We start from the raw sequence: 17,676 nt of genomic DNA on the forward strand, positions 1-17,676 counted from the left end.
ACATCCCATGATCGAGATCCGTTCTTTTCGTGATCTTCTGCGCCTGTTCTTCATCTTCCGGCAAGAGTTCAAACTGGCCGCCATCGCGGCGCTGGTGATCATTCTGCTGGGTGCATTTTTGCTGCCGGCCAAGTACGAATCCACCGCGCGCCTGTTGGTCAAGCCGGGGCGTGATTCCACCTTGCCGATCGAGATCAGCAACCGTCAGGCGCTGGTGATGCCCAGCACCCAGCGCGACCCGATTGTCGACGAGGAACGCTTGCTGACCGGGCGCCCGATTGTGCGCACCGTCGCCGAGCATTATCTGGAACTGATCGACAACGCGCCGCCGCCTGAAGGCTTCTGGAAGCGCACCAAGTACTACGTCAAGGCCGGCGTGGGTGCGGTGTTCGATGGTATTCGCGTGGTACTTGAAACCGTGGGCATTGTGGAAAAAACCACGCCGGTGGAACGCCTGGCCGCGAGCCTGGAAAAAAACTTTGAGGTCAGCCACGCCGCAGGTTCCACGGTGATGGATATCAGCTTCAGGTGGGGCGACCCGGAAATTGCCCAGGCCGTGGTCAAGGACTGGGTCGAGACCTACATCACCGAACGCACCCAGGCGCTGGGTCGCAAGAGCCTGTACGCGTTCTATGAAGGTCAGGTGAACACCAGCGCCACCGAGATCAAGAGCTATAAGGAGCAGATCCTCAAGCACTTGAATGAGATCGGCGCGGCGAGCATCACTGATCGCCTGGAAGACTTGTCCGAACGCATCAACGTGCTGCGCGGCGAGACCTTCAACACCAGCCGCCTGATCGCCTCGTCCGACAGCGCGCTGCAGAGCACACGCGATCAACTGAAAACCCAACCCAAGGAAGTCACCACCGTACGCCAGATCGCGCTGAACCCGCAGCAGCAGGATTTGCGTCGCCTGCTGAACCAGAAGCTGTTGGAAAAAGCCGACATGATGCGCACCTACACCGACAACGCGCCGCCGGTCAAAGCCCTGGATGCGTCGATTCGTGCGATGCAAGCCCAGGTCGCCAGTGAGAGCAACACGGTGCAATCTTCCGAAAACCGTGCGCCGAACACCCTGGAAATCCACTTGCAGCGCGTGCTGCTGGACGAGTCGAGCAACAACCTGGCGCTGCGCACCCAACTTGTGCAGCAGCAAAAACAACTGGTGAACCTCGAAGCCCAACGCAAAGAGGCCATGGAGATCGAACCGGAACTGGCGCGTCTGGCACGCGAGCTGAGCGCTACCGAACGCAACTACGCGCTGTACGTGGACAACCTGGAAAAATCACGCATCGACCGTGAACTGGATAAGAGCCAGATCAGCAATATTGCGGTGATCGAAGAAGCCACCCTGAACCCGGGTCGCATCTTTCCGAAAACCCTGGTGATGCTGCTACTGGCGATTCCGTTTGCCATCGTCGTCGGTTTGCTGGTGATTTACCTGTGCTACCTGTTGGACCAGCGTATTCATGACGGCGGCCTGGTGGAGCGCAGGTTCGGTCTGCCACTGTGGACCACGTTGCCGGAGCTGGACACCAGTACCGCGCAAAGTACCAACGCGTTCAATGCGAGTATTTACCGGCTGTACGGGTTGCTGCAGTTGGACCGTATTGCCGAGCGAGGCATGACCCTGGGGCTGACCTCGGCGCGTCATGGTGAAGGGGTGACCTTCGTGGTCGAGCAACTGCGCCAATTGCTGCAGGAAAACGGCATTGCCGTGCGGGTCGGCGGCGCGGAGCCTGCTGCACCGGGCGAACTGGTGCTGCTGGATGCCTCGGCGCTGCTGGATAACCGCGATGCGTTTATCAACCTGCGCCGTGCCGACTTGATCGCCCTGGTGGTAGAAGCGCAAAAAAGCACGGTGCCGGTGGTGGAACACGCCCTGTCGATCCTCAACACGGCGTTCGGCAAGGTGGATGGCATCATCATCAACCGACGCAAATTCGAAGTGCCGGCCAAGGTGCTTAAAACGATCGCCAAGTACCGGGGAGCGTTCTGATGCACATCGCCTTGCTTGCGCCTTTGCCTCCGGAAAAAAATGGTATCGCCGACTACGCGAACCATTTCAAGACGGCATTGGAACAGCTGGGCGTGACGGTGGCGACACCGTTGAGTGGCGTGGAAGGCACTAGCGAAGCGATCAAACAGGCCATCGCCGCGTTCGACTGGCACAGCGTGGACCTGGCCCACGCTGAACTGGGTGGCGGCCGGCTTGGGGAGTTTCTGGCCCTGCGCGAGTTGCGCAAGGCTTACCCCAGGCTACCGCTGACCGCCACCGTGCATGACCCGGAACGCATGGTGTGGCGGCGCGAGCACCTGCCCTTCCCGCTGAACCTGCTGCAACATTTGCCCAGCCCATTGCCGCAGGCGGCCGTGGTGCTCGCCGACCCGCTCACCTTGCGCGAAGAGCGCCATGTCGCCCAAGGCCTGACGCGGCTGATTACCCTGACCCGCCTCGGCGCTGATTGCCTGAGCCAGCGCATGCACCTGCCGACCGGCAAAGTGGCGGTTATCAACCACGCCAACCTGGCGATTGCACCGGCGCCCTTACCGCCGCTGGACACCTTACACCTGCTGTATTTCGGTTTTATCTACCGTGGCAAAGGCATTGAAGACCTGTTGCAGGCCCTCGCCGATGTGTTCAAGCAAGCCCCCGAATTGCGTGACCGTGTGCGCCTGACCCTGGCCGGTGGCACGGCCGCCGAAATGGCGTTTGGCGCAGGCGGCAACTACCTGGAACAGTTGAACAGCCAGATTGCCGAACTCGGCCTGGCGGGCGCCATCGACTGGCGGCTGAACTTGCCGGCCAGCGAGATTGCCCAAACCATCCAGGCACACCACGTGATGGTGCTGCCGTACCGCGAATCGAAGAAGCTCGGCCTGCTGGGGCGCCAACGCGGCACCAGTGGCGCGCTGTCCTGGGCCGCAGCCTGTGGGCGCGGGGCAATCACCTCGGATGCGCGGGCGTTTGCCGAAGAGGTCGCCAGTGGCAATGGCGCGATCTATCCCCAAGGCGATGTGACCGCGTTGAGTGAACAACTCTTGCGCCTGGCGCGCACTCCGACATTGGCGCGCGACTGGGCCGAACGCGCCGCGCAAATCGGCCGTGACCGCCTGTGGCCGTTGACCGCAGAGCAGTTCAAGCAACTCTTCGAGCAGGCGATTGCAGGAGCCCCTTATGGTACGTAAACGGACTTATCTCGCCACCCTTGCGGTGATTGCCGCGCTCGGCCTGACGGCCTTCATGTGGGGGCGCCAGGCCGACGCCGAGAACCATGTACTCAAGGGCAACAAAGTGGTGGTGTGGAAGGACTTCCTGGGCGTGAACGCGCAGTTCCTGTGGTTCAGCCCCACGCTGTATCAGTTGCAGATCGACCGCCTCAAGGCCTTGGGCCTGCAATGGGTACGCCTGGATTTGCATTGGGATCAATTGGAACCCGCCGCAGGCCAGTATCAGATCGCAACCCTTGATCAGTTGGTGGGCAAGCTGCAAGACAATCAGCTCAAATCGGTGTTCTACCTGGTGGGCTCGGCCCCCTTCATCACCACCGCACCGGCCGGGGCGCCGTATCAGGACCAGTATCCGCCCAAGGACCCGAACGTCTTCGCCAACCGCATGGCACTGCTCTCGCAACGCTACCCCAGCGTGGATGCCTGGCAAGTCTGGAATGAGCCCAACCTGCTCGGGTTTTGGCGCCCGGCAGCTGACCCGGCAGGCTACGCCAGCCTGTTGACCGCCACCGCTGCTGCATTGCGCACTGTGGATGCCAACAAACCCGTGGTGGCTGCCGGCATGGCGTTCTTCAGCGAAATGCCCAACGGCCAAACCATGCTCGCCGCCCTCGGCGCACTGGGTGTGACCGGCTTGAACACGGTGATGTCCTATCACCCCTACACCCAGTTGCCCGAAGGCAACGACCCGGCAAACCTGGACTTTATCGCCAAGACCACCGCGCTCAACCAGACCCTGCGCGCCAGCGGTGTAAAAACCCTGTGGAGCACCGAATGGGGCTGGTCGAACTACCCTGGGCCGAAAGAAGCCCAGGACCTCATTACCTTGCAGGGCCAGGCCGATTACGTGGTGCGCCGGGTAGCGCTGATGAGCGCGATGGATTTCGACAAGATCTTCCTGTTCACCCTGAGCGACCTGGATCAACGCGCCAGCGTGCGCGACCAGTCTTATGGCTTACTCGACATCGACGCCAACCCCAAGCCGGTCTACACCGCCTTGAAGAATTTCCTCGACGTGAGTGGGCCACAACTCACCCCCGGCGACCCGCCCACTGCCGACCAATTGCCCGACGGCCTGTTCAGCATCGGCTGGACCCGCGCCGACGGTCACAAACTATGGTTTTTCTGGTCGGCCCAAGGCGGTAACGCGCACTTGCCCAACCTCACCAGCGCCACCCTGTACGACCCGTTGCGCGGCACGCAAACGCCGGTGAGTGGCACAAATGGGCTGACCGTTGCGGTCAAGTCGAACCTGCAAATTCTGTTATGGGATTAAAGCCCGCCATGCGCATTTTATGGATCCTGCCCTACTCGCCCTGGCCCGCCACAAGCGGCGGCAAGACGCGCCAGTTCCACCTGCTGCGCAGCCTGGCTGCACGTGGGCATCGGATCACCTTGCTGCTGCATGACAAGCACCCGGTGTCGCTGACCGACCGCCACGTACTCGAAGCGTTCCTGGAGCAACTGATCGTACTGCCACGCCGCCCGCTGCGCAGCGTGAAAACCCTGATGGCCGGGCTGTTTGCGCCCTACCCGCTGCTGGCCAGCGTGAATGGTTTGTCGGGCGCGCTGCAAGACACCTTCAATCAATTGCTCAAAGAGCACTGGGACGTGGTGCAGATCGAGCACACCTACGCCTTCCAGCCCTATGAAGACGCCTTGGCACGCACATCCCAGCCTTTCGTGCTGACAGAACACAACGTTGAGTCGGCGCTGGGCGCGGCCACTTACGATCGCCTGCCGCGCTGGGCGCTGCCGTTCATTCGCTACGATCAATGGCGCTACGCGCGCTGGGAACACCGCGTGATGCGCCAGGCAGCGCAGGTGGTGGCGGTCACCGAAAGCGATGCACAGGTGCTGGCCAGGATTGCCGGCAAACCGGTGCCGGTGGTGGTCAACGGCGTGGACTGTGATCACTTTGCTGCGGCTCACCCCGACCCATCGACGCGCCGCGTGTTGTTCCTCGGCAACTATGAATACGCGCCCAATGTGGACGCCATCGAATGGGCCCTGGATGAAATCCTGCCCAAGGTCTGGGAACGCTGCCCGGATGCACGCATGAGTGTGTGCGGTTTCGGCATGCCCGACAGCTGGCGTGAACGCTGGAAGGACCCGCGCATTGAGTGGCAAGGGTTTGTGCCGAACCTGTTGAGCCTGCAGTCGAGCTGTTCGGTGTTTCTGGCGCCCTTGCGTCATGGCGGCGGTTCCAAATTGAAAGTGCTGGAAGCGCTGGCCGCCGGGTTGCCGTTGGCGAGCACCGAACAAGGCGTGTCGGGCCTGGATCTGGTGGAGGGCCTGGATTACCTCGGTGGGCAAACCGCCGACAGCCTGGCGGACGCGGTGGTGCGCCTGCTGCAATCTCCCGACGCCGCCACGCCGATGGGTGAAGCGGGCCGCGCGTATGTGCGCCGGGCCCATGACTGGAGCGTCGCCGCCAGCCAACTGGAGCAGGTGTACGCAAGCCTGTCGCCGCTCAGCCAAAAGGCACCCGCATGCGTATAGGCCTGGATTACCGCACCGTCGGCACCTCGCCGCAATCCGGGATCAGTCGCCAGGTGTACGCGCTGGAAAATGCCCTGCGCGCGCTGCCGGATGTCGAGCTGGAACGGTTTACGGTGGCCCCGCTGGGCGATGAAACCCGCCTGCAGGCCCACTGCCCGGCCTGGGGCTGCGCGAAGACAGCCATGCACCAGCCGCAGAATCGCCTGCGCTTCGAGGCTGGTTTTCTGCCACGCGCGTTGCGTGAGCAGCACATCGACCTGTACATCAGCACGTTCAATATGGGCCTGCCGCTGCCTCCCAAGCCGAAGGGTCTGCGCACCGTGGTGCTGTTGCATGACCTGTTCCAGATCACCCTGAACAACTACCACGCCAACCGTTTGAAGGCACTGATCTACAAGACCAGCGATCGACTCTCGATCGCCTATGCGGTGCGCAGCGCCGATCGGGTGTGGACGCCCTCGCAGTACAGCGCCGATGAAACCGCGCGGCTGTTCCCCAAGGCGGCGGGCAAAATTCGCGTATTGCCCAATCAAGTGGAGGGTTTTGTCGACCTGGCTGCGGACCTGTCGGCACGCCAGTTGCCGGAACATTACTGGCTGCTGGTCGGCACCCGCGAGTTGCGCAAGAACGTGCCGTTTCTGGTCGACGCCTGGCAACAGGCGCGGCGCCTGTCTCCTCGCGTACCCGAGCTGGTGCTGGTAGGCAGCCTCGATCACCTGCCCGAAGCCCAGCGCAGCCTGCCGGGTATTCGCGCGCTGAGCGGGGTGTCAGATGCGCAACTGCATGGGCTGTACCGCAAGGCGTCGCGCCTGTGGCAGCCGTCCTATGCTGAAGGTTTTGGCTTGCCGGTGATTGAAGCCCTCAGTGTCGGCACACCGGTAGCGGTCGCCAGCGGCACGTCGCTGGATGAGATCACGCCGCCTTCGGCCCCGCGCTTTTCACCCAGCGACGGCCCCGCGCTGGTGCAATTGATGGTCGAACTGGTGGGTCGTGCCACCGAAGATTCCCCCGAACAACGCAAGCTGTGGGCACAACGTTTCAACCACCAGGCTTACAGTCGACGCCTGGCCGAACTGATCGAGGAATTGAAATGAGACTCTCCCTGGCAAGCCTCGTCGCCATCCTCTTCGGCCTGCTGTTTGGCGCACTCGCGTTGATGCTGTCGCCGGCCAAAGCGTTCCTCGCCGTGATCGGCCTGGCGGCGGCGGTCACCATCCTGCGCTTCCCGTTCTGGGGTTTGTTGCTGTTCGCCGGGGTCGCGACCTTTATGCCGTATTCGACCCTCAACCTGGGCATTCGCAGTACGGTGAGCGAAGCCGTCCTCGCGCTGACCTGGGGCGCGGTGGTGTGGCACAGTTTTCTGTCGCGCGTGCCTGAGACACCCAGGCTGTCACGGCGCCCCACCGACCAGGCACTGTTGTGGCTGATGCTGTTCAGCGTGTTCCCATTTATCGTCGGCCAGGTCAGCATCCACGCCGACACCAGCGGCACGGCCAACTGGCTGCGCTGGTTGCTGAACCTCTCGGGCGTGTTCCTCTGCGCCAAGTTGCTGACCGGCTACAAGCAGCGCGAATCGCTGGTCATCGCCCTGCTGCTGGGCACGCTGGCGATGCTGGTGCTGTCGATTGCAGTGTTTGTGCGTACCCGCTCGGGAGCGGGCATTGCGCCGATCCTGGCGGTGTTCAATTACGGCAACTTCGACATGTTGAAATTCGGCCTGGAGGCGATGGCATCGCGGATGGGCTCGCCGTGGATGCACCCGAATGCCATCGGCGGGATCATGGCGCTGCTGCTGCCCCTGGCGTTCTGCTACGGCATGACCGAACAAGGCTGGAAACGCGCGCTGGGCCTGGGCGTGGCGTGCCTGGGCGCTGCGGCCTTGCTGCTGGCCAGTAGCCGTGGTGCGATGGTCAGCCTGGCGCTGGTGCTGATGTGGATGGCGACGCGCCGCGTGCCGTACACCGGGCGCCTGTTGATGATCGGCGCCGCCCTGACGGTGGCACTGGTGATCGCTTACCCACCGTTGCAGGACCGCCTGGCGACGATTTTTTCCTCAAGCAACGCCAGTACCGAAGTGCGCGTCGATGAATACCGCATGTTCCCGCAGGCGGTGGCGGCGTATCCGTTCGGCATTGGCTTCAAGGTCGACCCTCCGGTGCCGGGCACTTTGTTGCTGGGGATCTCCAACCTGTGGCTGAACCTCATCTACAAGATCGGTATTGTCGGCATGCTGCTGTTTGTCGCCGTCACCGTGCGCTGGTGGCGTGAGGCGCGCCCGGAAAAAGGCCCTATTCGCCTGACCAAGGACAACGCGTTGTGGCTGGGCAGCACGGCCGGGATTCTCTCGGCGCTGGTCAGCGGTTTGTTTGACCACTACTTCAGCTTCGCGGTGGTGATGGTGGCGCTGTTCTGGCTGATGGTGGGCCTCAACGTGCTGGAGGCACGCCGACTGTTTCCGGCACGCCTGCCACAGCTCAAGACCGTGGTGTATCGCAAACCGATCCTTGACGGCGCGCGGCCTTAGCCATGCTCGGTTCTGCCGTCTGGCTGACGCTTGCGACCTTGCTTGGCCTGTGCCTTGGGTTTGCCCGCGAGTGGTTGCTGGTGGCCGCCTGGGGCGCGGGCGAACGCAGCGACGCGTTCCTGATCGCGCTGTTTTTGCCCGAGGCGTTGCGCATGTCGCTGGCCGGTGGCGTATTGAGCGCCGCCGCGCTGCCGCTGTACCTGCAACGCAAGGACGCTGAACGCCTGGATTGGCTGGCGGTGCTGTTCCCGGCACTGGTGCTGATCGCGCTGGTCACCAGCCTGTTGCTCACACTGTTGGCGCCGTGGCTGGTGCAGTTACTGGGGCCGGGTCTGGCGGCCAGCGCAACCACGCTTGCCGCCAGCAACCTGCAGATCGTGGCCTGGTGCGTGCCGGGGTTGATGCTGCATGCGCTGTTCAGTATTCCGTTGCAGGCCAGTGAGCGATTTGTGCTGGCGGGCCTGGGTTCACTGCTGTTCAACCTGCCGCCGGTGACATACCTCGCCCTGGCGGGCACCGCGACGCAACCGCACGCCCTCGCGCTGGCGTGCCTGGCCGGCAGCCTGTTGATGCCACTGGCACTGCTGCCGTCGATCTGGCGTCAGGGCTGGCGGCCGTGGCACTGGCAGTTGGCGTTCACGCCGTTGCGCGAGCTCGGCCAACGCATCGGGCCGCTGCTGCTCAGCAATGGTGCCAGCCAGGGGTTGGCGTTGATCGAACGCCTGGTGGCGTCGTTGCTCGGCGAAGGCGCCGTCACCTGGGTCAACCTCGCCCGCAAACTGATGAACCTGCCGCTGATTGCGCTGATGAGCCTCAACCAAGTGTTGCTGGGCATGATGAGCCGACGCCAGGGCGATGAGCGCCTGGCCTTGCTCAAACGCGGCCTGGAAACCGCCAGCGTGCTCACGTTGCCGGCCGGCGTCGGCCTGGTGGCCGCAGCCCCCAGCCTGGTGGCGTTGTTGCTGCCCAAGCAATCGGCCGACTCGCCCTTGCCCCTGCTGCTGGCCTGGTTTGCCGTGCCGCTGGTATTTGGCGCGTGGAACGCGCTACTGGCGCGGTATGCCTATGCCGCCGGCGATACACGCCAGCCGTTGCGTTGCGAGTTACTCGGTAGCCTGGTCAATATGCTGTTGCTCGGGGCCCTGCCCTTCGTGTTTGGCCTGGCGGGTATTCCATTGGCCGCATTGGCAGGTGTGATTTGCACCGCATTGCTGCTGATGCAGCGCCAGTCGTTGCTCGGCGCCCTGCCCTGGGCGCGGCAATGGCTGCTCAGCGCAGGGTTGATGGGCCTGGCGGCGCTGGGGTTGTTTCGAATTCAAGGCGTGTGGCTGCAGCTGGGTCTGAGCACCCTGGCCGGCGCCGTGGTGTTGTTGAGTATGGGGCTGTGGCTAAAGCCATGGCGCAAGGCATGAATGAGCGTTTGGGGGTGGTCACGTGAAACATCGTTGGATACAGATGGATATTGCCAAAGGCATCGGCATCCTGATGATCGTGTATGGCCACAGCTGGTTTGTCGCTAACTCGCCGGACCTGCAGTATCCGATCATTGCCTCGTTCATATTGCCGTTGTTCTTTTTCTTGTCCGGGGTGTTCTTCAAGCCCGAACAACCTTTTGTGGAAATGGCGATACGCAAGGCCGACGGCCTGCTCAAGCCATTTTTCTTCACCATGCTGGTGTACGTGATCGTGCGCGCGGTGTTGCGCGGGCAACCGCTGCTGCCGGATATCGGCGGTGTGCTGTACGCCTCGGTGGACACCATTCCGTGGCAAGCCCTGTGGTTTCTGCCGCATTTCTGGGTGGCGATTCTGTTCAGTTGGTTGATGCTGCGACTGATCCAGCGTCTGAAACTGCCACTGCCGGTGAGCTGCCTGCTGATAGTGGCGCAATTGCTGATCGGTATTTGGGTATTGCCGTGGTTCTGGCAAATCCCGGTGACCGTCGGCGGGCACACCTGGACGCTGCCCGGCCTGCCCTTCAGCCTTGAGATCACCTTGATCAGCAGCACCTATTTCATCTACGGCTACCTGTTGCGCGACTGGCTGCGCAGGCATGAGGGCTCGCTGCTGACGATGGTGATTGCGGTAGCGTTGTTTGCCGCCGTGTTCCTCTACAGCCACGCCACCATGGACTTGGCACAACGGCGCTACGACCACTGGTTGTGGACCAGCCTGCTGGCGGTGATTGGCGTGTACGCGTGCTGGGCATTCGCGCGGGTACTGATGGTGTCGGCCGTGATCACGCGGGCGATGACGTATATCGGCCAATCGACCCTGATCCTGTTGATCTTCCATGGTGAAATCCAGCACAAGACCGTCGACCTGATGGAGCGCCTGGGTCTGCATCCCCTCCTGGCCGCTTGCCTGGGCCTGGTGGTGGCGGTGGTCGTGCCGTTGCTGATCGGCGAAGTGATCAAGCGGGTGGCGTTCTTGCGGTTTTTCTACTTTCCGTTCCCGGTGCGTAAAGCCCCAAAAACCTGAAAACGCCGCAAAACAACTGTGGGAGCCGGCAAGCCCGCTCCCACAGGGGTTAGGTGTGTTCAATCATCGAGTGGTTGCGCGGCAGGCTTGCTGCCGGGTTTTGCCGGCTTGGCAGCTTTGGCACCCTTGGCTGGAGCAGGGGCGGCAGGCTCCGGTTCGGCAGGCGCGGCCAAGTCTTTTTCGGCCTGGGGCATCTGGTCGATGGCGCTGAAAAACGCCTTCAGATCGAGGGTATCCGGTGGCACGGTTTTCTCGACTTTCTTCTCGCCGTCCTTACCCACCAGAATCACCTTGGTGCCGCTGCCGGCACCCAACTTGAGGGCGCGGATCAACGCGTTGGTTTCAGGCGGCGTGAGCTTTTTGTTGTCCTTCGGGTCCTTGGCGAACTTCTCCCCTTCAGCACCGATACTGCCGAACTTGACGGTGTAGAAGACCATGCTGCGCTCTTCAAAGGACTGCTTGTTGGCAGGCTCGTCCAGCTGTTTCTTGAGGGTGGCCAACGTTTCGTTGCCGGAATCCAACTCCACCACCACCAACGGACGGGACTTGCCCAAGTCCTGTTTGAGCGGGTTGATATCATCCGCGGCCAACAGCGGCCCCGTAAAAGCCATCAAGGTAGCCAGGGTCAGCGACCGGATGAGCATGCGCACCTCCTTTGAATTCCATGCAGGGTTCTTGAGTTTCATGTCTGCGACAGTCAAATTCAAGGATGATTCCTACACCACGTTAAGAAGCGTAGGTCAGGACGCCCGCGACGCAAGGGGCCGCGTGGGGGTAACGGTCATTGTTTCTTCTGATTGCAGAAACATTACGAGACGTCCCAGTCCGGCCAATGTCGCGCAAAGACGGGCGCCACGACCGGGTCGGTATCTACATTGGCCAGTGTCTGGGCAAAGCCTGGCGCCAAGTTGCCCAACACCTCGCGCGCCTCGTCCCAACGCGACACCGCGGCGGCCATGATGCCGAGCGCATTCGGCAACGCGCTCGGGGCGAACAACTGGTCGGCAAACTGCTCGGCGAACACCACCCACGCATGATGCAGATAACGGCGCGTACCGCTGATCAATTGCGCCTGCACCGCGTCATCCGCATCCCCCAGCCAGCGCTGCGGGTAGTCGATGATGCCGATTGCCGAGTAGCAATTGGCGGCGATGTACACCAGGCCACGCAGGATCTGCGCGCGGTTGCCGGCCAGCAGCTGGGAAGCGGGAAACTCCAGGCCCAGGTGGATCAGGATAGCGGCGCTTTCGGTCAGCACCTGCCCATCGGGGGTGACCAGGGTCGGTATCTGTTTGAGCGGGTTAATCCGTGCGAGGGCTTCGCTGCCCTCGCTGTGTTCCCAGGAGCTGGCGTCGATGCGGCGCCACGGCACTGCGCAACGCTGCAGGGCAATTTCGATCATGCAGGAGCCGGACTCATCAATGCCGTAGAGCGTGTACATGCGCGTTTCCTCCTTATCGCAGCAGCTTGGCCTGCAAATTGGCCTTCACCTGCGGCCATTCCGAATCGATGATGCTGAAGCGCACCGAGTTGCGCTTGCGCCCGTCGGGCATGATGCGTTCGTGACGCACGATGCCTTCTTGCACGGCCCCCAGACGCAGGATGGCGGCACGGGATTTTTCGTTGAGTTCATCGGTGGTGAACTGCACCCGCACACACTCCAGCACGTCGAAGGCGTAGGTCAGCAGCAACAATTTGGATTCGGTGTTGACCGCGGTTTTTTGCGTCGATTGCGCCAAAAAGGTATGGCCGATCTCGAGCTTGCGGTTCACCCGGTCAACCTTCCAGAAGCGTGTACTGCCGACCACCTGGCCGCCGTCGCGACGCACGATGGCAAACGGGATCATGGTGCCGGCCGCACGCCCGGCCAGGGCGAGGTCTAGGTACTTGCCGACCGTTTCGGGGCCGGGCACGTTGGTGACGTTGAGGTTCCAAAGCTCGCCGTCGGCGGCAGCTTCGACCAGCGCAGCCGCATGTTCACGTTGCAGGGGTTGGAGTTCGACCGTAGTGCCGGTCAGCGTGATCTGGGTCATGGAAAGGTGCGCCGCCCGAGGGGTGTTCAGAGGTCAAGAGTGCAGGCTCTCACCGTCTCCAGGCAAGCGATTTAGAACAGGCCCATTTGCCCGCCGACCAAGGTGCCGAAATCATCATTTACGAACGGCAGGATCGCATCGGCAACCGGCTGCAATTGCCTCGTAACGTAGTGGTCGTAGTCGATCGGCGCCTGCCGCACCTCCAGCGGTTCCGGGCCGTTGACGCTGATCACGTAACGGATCCAGCCACCCCGCTGGTATTGACGTGGGCGCCCGAGGCGGTCGTTGTATTCATCCGCCAGACGCGCAGCACGCACATGGGGCGGGACGTTACGTTCGTAGTCATCCAGCTGACGCCGCAGGCGCTTGCGGTAGATCAGCAGGTCGTCGAGTTCGCCGCTCAAGGTTCGACGCACATAGTCGCGCACGTAGTCTTGGTGAGGCTGACGATGGAAGATGCGCTGGTAGAGTTCCTGCTGGAATTGCCGGGCCAGGGGCGACCAGTCACTGCGCACGGTTTCCAGGCCTTTGTAGATCATGTCTTCGCTGCCATCGGCGCGCACGACCAAGCCGGCGTAACGCTTTTTGCTGCCCTCCTCCGCACCGCGAATGGTCGGCATGAGGAAGCGGCTGAAATGGGTTTCGTATTGCAGTTCCAGGGCGCTTTGCAGGCCGAACTCATTGAGCAAGTGCGCACGCCACCAGGCATTGACGTACTGCACTAATTCCTGGCCGATGCGGCTGGCGTCCTCTTGGGAATGAGCGCCGCCCAGCCACACGAACGTGGAGTCGGTATCGCCGTAGATCACCTCATAGCCCTTGGCCTCAACCAACTCACGTGTCTGGCGCATGATCTGGTGGCCACGCAGGGTGATTGACGACGCCAACCGGGTGTCGAAGAACCGACAGCCGCTGGACCCGAGCACACCATAGAAGGCGTTCATGATGATTTTCAGGGCTTGGGACAGTGGCGCGTTGTGTTCGCGCTTAGCCACTTCGCGCCCTTCGGAAACGCGTGCGACGATGGACGGCAAGCAGTGCCGGCTACGCGAAAAACGCGCACCGCGAAAACCTTCCACCGACTCGCTGTCGTCGGGGTGCTTGAGGCCTTCGATCAGACCGACCGGGTCGATCAGGAAGCTGCGGATAATTGACGGGTAGAGGCTTTTGTAATCCAGCACCAGCACCGACTCGTAGAGGCCGGGCCGCGAGTCCATGACAAACCCGCCAGGGCTGGCCTGCGGTGGTTTGTCGCCCAGGTTCGGCGCGACAAAGCCCTGGCGGTGCATCAACGGCATGTACAGATGGGTGAACGCGGCGACGGAGCCGCCGTTGCGGTCGGCCGGCAACCCGGTGACGCTGGCCCGTTCCAGCAGGAACTTGAGCAGCTCGGTCTTCTCGAAAATCCGCGTGACCAGCTCGCAGTCCTTGAGGTTGTAGCGTGCCAGCGCGGGCTTGTCCTCGGCGAACATGCGGTTGATCTCATCCATGCGTTGGTACGGCGTGGAGATGTCCTTGCCTTCGCCAAGCAGGGTTTGTGCGACGTTTTCCAGACTGAAGGACTCGAAACTCCAGGTGGCCGAACGCAGCGCTTCGATGCCGTCGATAATCAGGCGCCCCGCTGCTGCAGCAAAATAGTGATTGCGGCTGCCATGCTCACGCCAGGCCATGGCTTCACCTCCACGGCCGAGCAGCAATGGCACGTTGAGGCGCTGGGCATGTTCGTGGAGTACACGCAGGTCGAACTGCACCACATTCCAGCCGATGATCGCGTCGGGGTCATGGGCGGCGAGCCACACGTTGAGGCGTTCGAGCAATTGGGCGCGGGTGTCGCAGTAGTCGAGTTTGAAGTCGACGGCGTCGGTCTTGTTCGGCGGACCGAGCATGTAGACCTGGCGCTCGCCGCAGCCTTCGAGGGCAATGGAATACAGGTCGCCTTGGGCGGTGGTCTCGATGTCCAGGGACACCAGTTTCAGCGGCGGGCGGTAGTCGGGCGCAGGTTTCATCTGGGCGTCGAGCACCGTGCCATCGGCGTCCGGTGTGCCACCGAACCATACCGGTGCGGTGATGAAACGCTCCATCATGTAGCGCTCGGGCGGCCGCACGTCGCCTTCGTACACATCAACGCCCGCGGCACGCAGGCGTTTTTCCAGGTCCATCATTTGGCGGTGTTGGCGGGTGTAAAGGCCCAGGACCTGGCGATGATGGAAGTCACACAGTTGCAACGGGCGCAGTTCGATATCGCGCTCGTCCTTGAGCAGCCAATCCAGATGCTTGCGATGGGCCTCGGGGATAAACATGACCGAGGTTTGCATGGGTAGGCGGATACACCGCGGCCCGAGATCCGTGGCCAGCCAGAAACTGACCTCCGTGCCCGCCGGGGTGTCGCGCCAATGCCGGGTCAGGACAAAACCCTGCTGTAAATCCACCGTACCGCACCTCAGGAATCGCTTTCAGGGCGTGATTCTACTCGGCATCCGGCCAAACGCGGCACGTTAACGCGCACGCAGACTGCAATCCCACAAAATTGTTGCAGAACATTAATAACAATCACTATCATTCGCGTCGGAGTCGTATCCGCGCAGCGAGGAAGCGCAACGCTGTTGCCCTTTTCCTCACATTGACGGTTAGCCGTCAGGATCGACCATGCCCACCTGCAGCCGACCTTCTTTACCGTTTCGCCCGACCCTGCTCGCCCTTTGCTGCTCCCTGAGCCTCGCAGCTCATGCTGCACCCCCCCTACAGGATGCGGACAACCGTTCGGATAGCAAGCCACTGGAATTGGGCGCCACCCGCATCGATGCCGATGCGCCCGCGCCGAATGCCCTGCCCCCGGTTTACGCTGGCGGTCAGGTTGCACGCGGTGGCCAATTGGGAGTTCTGGGTAACCAGGACATCATGGATGTGCCCTTCAGCATGTCCTCCTACACCGAAAAATTGATCCGCGACCAGCAGGCGCAAACCGTCGGCGATGTGTTGCTCAACGACGCCTCCGTGCGCCAGGCATCGGGCTATGCCAACCAGGCCCAGGCCTTCGTGATTCGCGGTTTGCCACTCAATGGCGACGACATTTCGTTCAACGGTTTGTACGGCATCCTGCCGCGCCAGATCATGTCCACCGACGCCCTGGAACGGGTTGAAGTGTTCAAGGGCCCCAACGCTTTTATCAACGGTGTAACGCCCGGCGGCTCGGGCATTGGCGGCGGCGTAAACCTGCAACCCAAGCGCGCCGATGAGGCGCCGCTGCGCCGTTTCAGCACGGATATCAGCAGCGATGGGCGAGTTGGCGAGCACCTCGACATCGGACAGCGCTTTGGCGAGGACGACCGCTTTGGTGCGCGGGTGAACCTTTCCCAGCGTGAAGGCGATACTGCGGTCGACGATGAGAACCAGCGTTCGAAGCTGTTCTCCGTCGGCCTCGATTACCGCGGTGATGCACTGCGTTTGTCGGGTGACTTTGTTTATCAGAAGCAACAGGTCAACGGCGGCCGCAATACGGTGTTGCTGGGCAGTGGGCTGACCCATCTCCCCAACGCCCCATCCGCCGCTACCAACTACGCGCCGAACTGGGGCACCACCAGCCTCGAGGACACCTTCGGCATGCTGCGCGGCGAGTACGACCTCAACGACCACTGGAGCGCCTATATCGCTGGCGGCGCCAAGCACACCAACGAGATCGGGCGTTACTCGTCGGTCACCCTGAAAGACGCATTGGGTAATGCCACCGTCAGCGGCTCGAACATTGCTCACCAGGAAGACAACACCAGCCTGATGGCCGGCCTGAACGGCAAGTTCCAGACAGGATCGGTCAGCCACCAATTGAACCTGGGCCTGACTGGCATCTGGACCCAGGCACGCAACGCCTTTGACTTTGCCTCCGGCACCCAGGCGACCAACCTGTACAACCCTGTCGAGGTGGCCGCACCCGCCAAGGGCGGTTATACCGCCGGCAGCGACCTGAACAATCCAGGTATCACTGCCAAGACATTCGCCCGCAGCGCGGCGGTGTCAGACACCGTTGGTTTCATGGATGACCGCCTGCTGTTCACTGCCGGTCTGCGCCGTCAGGAACTGGTGGTTCAGGGCTATGCGTACGGTACAGGCACGCGCACCGCCAACTACGCCAAAGGCATCACAACGCCGGTGTATGGCCTGGTATTCAAACCCTGGGACCACGTGTCGTTTTACGCCAACCACATCGAAGGCCTGGCTTCAGGGCCAACCGCGCCAACCACGTTTGGCAGCGCCACCGTGACCAACGCCAACCAGACCTTTGCACCGGCTCGTTCGAAACAGACCGAGGCCGGCGTCAAGCTGGATATGGGCGCCTATGGGGCGACTTTGGGTGTCTACCGAATCGAGCAACCGACTCAGGGTTACTCCCAAGTGAACGCAGATCAAAGTGCGACCTTCGTGTTCCAGGGCGAGCAAGTCAACAAGGGCGTAGAACTGAGCGTCTTCGGTGAGCCGGTCGACGGCCTGCGCCTGCTGGGCGGCGCGACGGTTATTCACACTGAAGTCAACGACACGCAAAACGGCGCCAACGACGGCAACCGTGCTATCGGTGTGCCGACGTTCCAACTCAACGCCGGTGTGGACTGGGATGTGCCCGGCCTGCAAGGCGTGAGCGTAAACGGCCGCATGTTACGCACCGGCGGCCAGTACGCCGATGCGGCAAACAACCTGAGCCTGCCGACCTGGAACCGCTTCGATGTGGGTGCTCGTTACAACTTCAAAGTGGCTCAGCGCGATGTGACAGTGGGCGCTACCGTGGAAAACGTGGCGAATACCAAGTACTGGGAGTCAGCGTTGGGGGGCTATCTGACCCAGGGCGATCCGCGGGTGGCCAAGTTGTCGGCGACGGTGGATTTCTAGTCACCCGGCACCACGGTTCAAGAAGGCTGACAG

Annotated in this window: 13 protein-coding genes; 9 read left to right on the plus strand and 4 right to left on the minus strand. The window is 62.1% G+C overall.

Annotated features, from left to right (window positions below; all coding sequences use genetic code 11):
- The first annotated feature begins 7 nt into the window (after window positions 1-7).
- From JFT85_RS06375 to JFT85_RS06410, 8 genes are read left to right on the plus strand one after another with little or no spacing between them, the layout of a single operon-like run.
- Window positions 8-1,999 carry a GumC family protein gene (locus JFT85_RS06375; protein ID WP_169876514.1) on the plus strand — a complete coding sequence of 664 codons (1,992 nt, stop codon included), beginning with the start codon at window positions 8-10 and terminating at the stop codon, window positions 1,997-1,999.
- Window positions 1,999-3,189, plus strand: a complete 1,191-nt coding sequence (locus JFT85_RS06380) for a glycosyltransferase (RefSeq protein WP_201229530.1) — start codon at window positions 1,999-2,001, stop codon at window positions 3,187-3,189. The genes JFT85_RS06375 and JFT85_RS06380 overlap by 1 nt, the downstream gene beginning before the upstream one ends.
- Window positions 3,179-4,507, plus strand: coding sequence for a cellulase family glycosylhydrolase (locus JFT85_RS06385; protein WP_201229532.1), 1,329 nt, complete (start codon window positions 3,179-3,181; stop codon window positions 4,505-4,507). Before JFT85_RS06380 ends, JFT85_RS06385 begins: the two co-directional genes overlap by 11 nt.
- An 8-nt stretch (window positions 4,508-4,515) precedes the next feature.
- Complete coding sequence (locus tag JFT85_RS06390) at window positions 4,516-5,733, plus strand: glycosyltransferase family 4 protein (protein WP_069552516.1); 1,218 nt, start codon at window positions 4,516-4,518, stop codon at window positions 5,731-5,733.
- Window positions 5,724-6,827 (plus strand): glycosyltransferase family 4 protein, encoded by a 1,104-nt coding sequence (locus tag JFT85_RS06395; protein WP_073636773.1) that lies wholly within the window; start codon window positions 5,724-5,726, stop codon window positions 6,825-6,827. The genes JFT85_RS06390 and JFT85_RS06395 overlap by 10 nt, the downstream gene beginning before the upstream one ends.
- On the plus strand, window positions 6,824-8,257 hold the full coding sequence (locus tag JFT85_RS06400; protein ID WP_053255379.1) for an O-antigen ligase family protein: 1,434 nt from the start codon (window positions 6,824-6,826) through the stop codon (window positions 8,255-8,257). Before JFT85_RS06395 ends, JFT85_RS06400 begins: the two co-directional genes overlap by 4 nt.
- A 2-nt stretch (window positions 8,258-8,259) precedes the next feature.
- Window positions 8,260-9,669 carry a murein biosynthesis integral membrane protein MurJ gene (gene murJ, locus JFT85_RS06405; RefSeq protein ID WP_069552514.1) on the plus strand — a complete coding sequence of 470 codons (1,410 nt, stop codon included), beginning with the start codon at window positions 8,260-8,262 and terminating at the stop codon, window positions 9,667-9,669.
- A gap of 43 nt (window positions 9,670-9,712) precedes the next feature.
- Window positions 9,713-10,735 (plus strand): acyltransferase family protein, encoded by a 1,023-nt coding sequence (locus JFT85_RS06410; RefSeq protein ID WP_053255377.1) that lies wholly within the window; start codon window positions 9,713-9,715, stop codon window positions 10,733-10,735.
- A 59-nt stretch (window positions 10,736-10,794) separates the two neighbouring features.
- Here the strand turns inward: JFT85_RS06410 and JFT85_RS06415 are convergent, their stop codons facing one another.
- The 4 genes from JFT85_RS06415 to JFT85_RS06430 all read right to left on the minus strand — a co-directional run bounded on the left by JFT85_RS06415 (window position 10,795) and on the right by JFT85_RS06430 (window position 15,197).
- A complete protein-coding gene (locus tag JFT85_RS06415; RefSeq protein ID WP_053255376.1) occupies window positions 10,795-11,379 on the minus strand; it encodes a DUF4174 domain-containing protein in 585 nt (194 codons plus the stop codon).
- A 164-nt stretch (window positions 11,380-11,543) separates the two neighbouring features.
- Entirely contained in the window at window positions 11,544-12,176 is a 633-nt protein-coding gene (locus JFT85_RS06420; protein WP_187602259.1) for a glutathione S-transferase N-terminal domain-containing protein, read from the minus strand.
- 13 nt (window positions 12,177-12,189) lie between these two features.
- Window positions 12,190-12,768: a GNAT family N-acetyltransferase gene (locus tag JFT85_RS06425; protein ID WP_053255374.1), complete on the minus strand. Its 579-nt coding sequence runs from the start codon at window positions 12,766-12,768 to the stop codon at window positions 12,190-12,192.
- Between the two features lie 71 nt (window positions 12,769-12,839).
- On the minus strand, window positions 12,840-15,197 hold the full coding sequence (locus JFT85_RS06430; protein ID WP_078827965.1) for a DNA polymerase II: 2,358 nt from the start codon (window positions 15,195-15,197) through the stop codon (window positions 12,840-12,842).
- 217 nt (window positions 15,198-15,414) lie between these two features.
- On the opposite strand from JFT85_RS06430, the gene JFT85_RS06435 reads away from it, so the two are divergent.
- The gene (locus JFT85_RS06435) at window positions 15,415-17,643 is read left to right on the plus strand and encodes a TonB-dependent receptor (RefSeq protein WP_201229534.1); all 2,229 of its coding nucleotides are present in this window, start codon (window positions 15,415-15,417) and stop codon (window positions 17,641-17,643) included.
- Window positions 17,644-17,676 lie beyond the last annotated feature (33 nt).

The organism is Pseudomonas sp. TH04 (assembly GCF_016651355.1).
Lineage (GTDB): Bacteria > Pseudomonadota > Gammaproteobacteria > Pseudomonadales > Pseudomonadaceae > Aquipseudomonas > Aquipseudomonas fluorescens.

What these genes read in the sequence shown, in the direction of transcription:
- JFT85_RS06375 (WP_169876514.1), top strand. Translation starts at nt 8, where the DNA reads ATGATCGAGATCCGTTCTTTTCGTGATCTTCTGCGCCTGTTCTTCATC.
- JFT85_RS06380 (WP_201229530.1), top strand. Translation starts at nt 1,999, where the DNA reads ATGCACATCGCCTTGCTTGCGCCTTTGCCTCCGGAAAAAAATGGTATC.
- JFT85_RS06385 (WP_201229532.1), top strand. Translation starts at nt 3,179, where the DNA reads ATGGTACGTAAACGGACTTATCTCGCCACCCTTGCGGTGATTGCCGCG.
- JFT85_RS06390 (WP_069552516.1), top strand. Translation starts at nt 4,516, where the DNA reads ATGCGCATTTTATGGATCCTGCCCTACTCGCCCTGGCCCGCCACAAGC.
- JFT85_RS06395 (WP_073636773.1), top strand. Translation starts at nt 5,724, where the DNA reads ATGCGTATAGGCCTGGATTACCGCACCGTCGGCACCTCGCCGCAATCC.
- JFT85_RS06400 (WP_053255379.1), top strand. Translation starts at nt 6,824, where the DNA reads ATGAGACTCTCCCTGGCAAGCCTCGTCGCCATCCTCTTCGGCCTGCTG.
- murJ (WP_069552514.1), top strand. Translation starts at nt 8,260, where the DNA reads ATGCTCGGTTCTGCCGTCTGGCTGACGCTTGCGACCTTGCTTGGCCTG.
- JFT85_RS06410 (WP_053255377.1), top strand. Translation starts at nt 9,713, where the DNA reads ATGGATATTGCCAAAGGCATCGGCATCCTGATGATCGTGTATGGCCAC.
- JFT85_RS06415 (WP_053255376.1), bottom strand. Translation starts at nt 11,379, where the DNA reads ATGCTCATCCGGTCGCTGACCCTGGCTACCTTGATGGCTTTTACGGGG.
- JFT85_RS06420 (WP_187602259.1), bottom strand. Translation starts at nt 12,176, where the DNA reads ATGTACACGCTCTACGGCATTGATGAGTCCGGCTCCTGCATGATCGAA.
- JFT85_RS06425 (WP_053255374.1), bottom strand. Translation starts at nt 12,768, where the DNA reads ATGACCCAGATCACGCTGACCGGCACTACGGTCGAACTCCAACCCCTG.
- JFT85_RS06435 (WP_201229534.1), top strand. Translation starts at nt 15,415, where the DNA reads ATGCCCACCTGCAGCCGACCTTCTTTACCGTTTCGCCCGACCCTGCTC.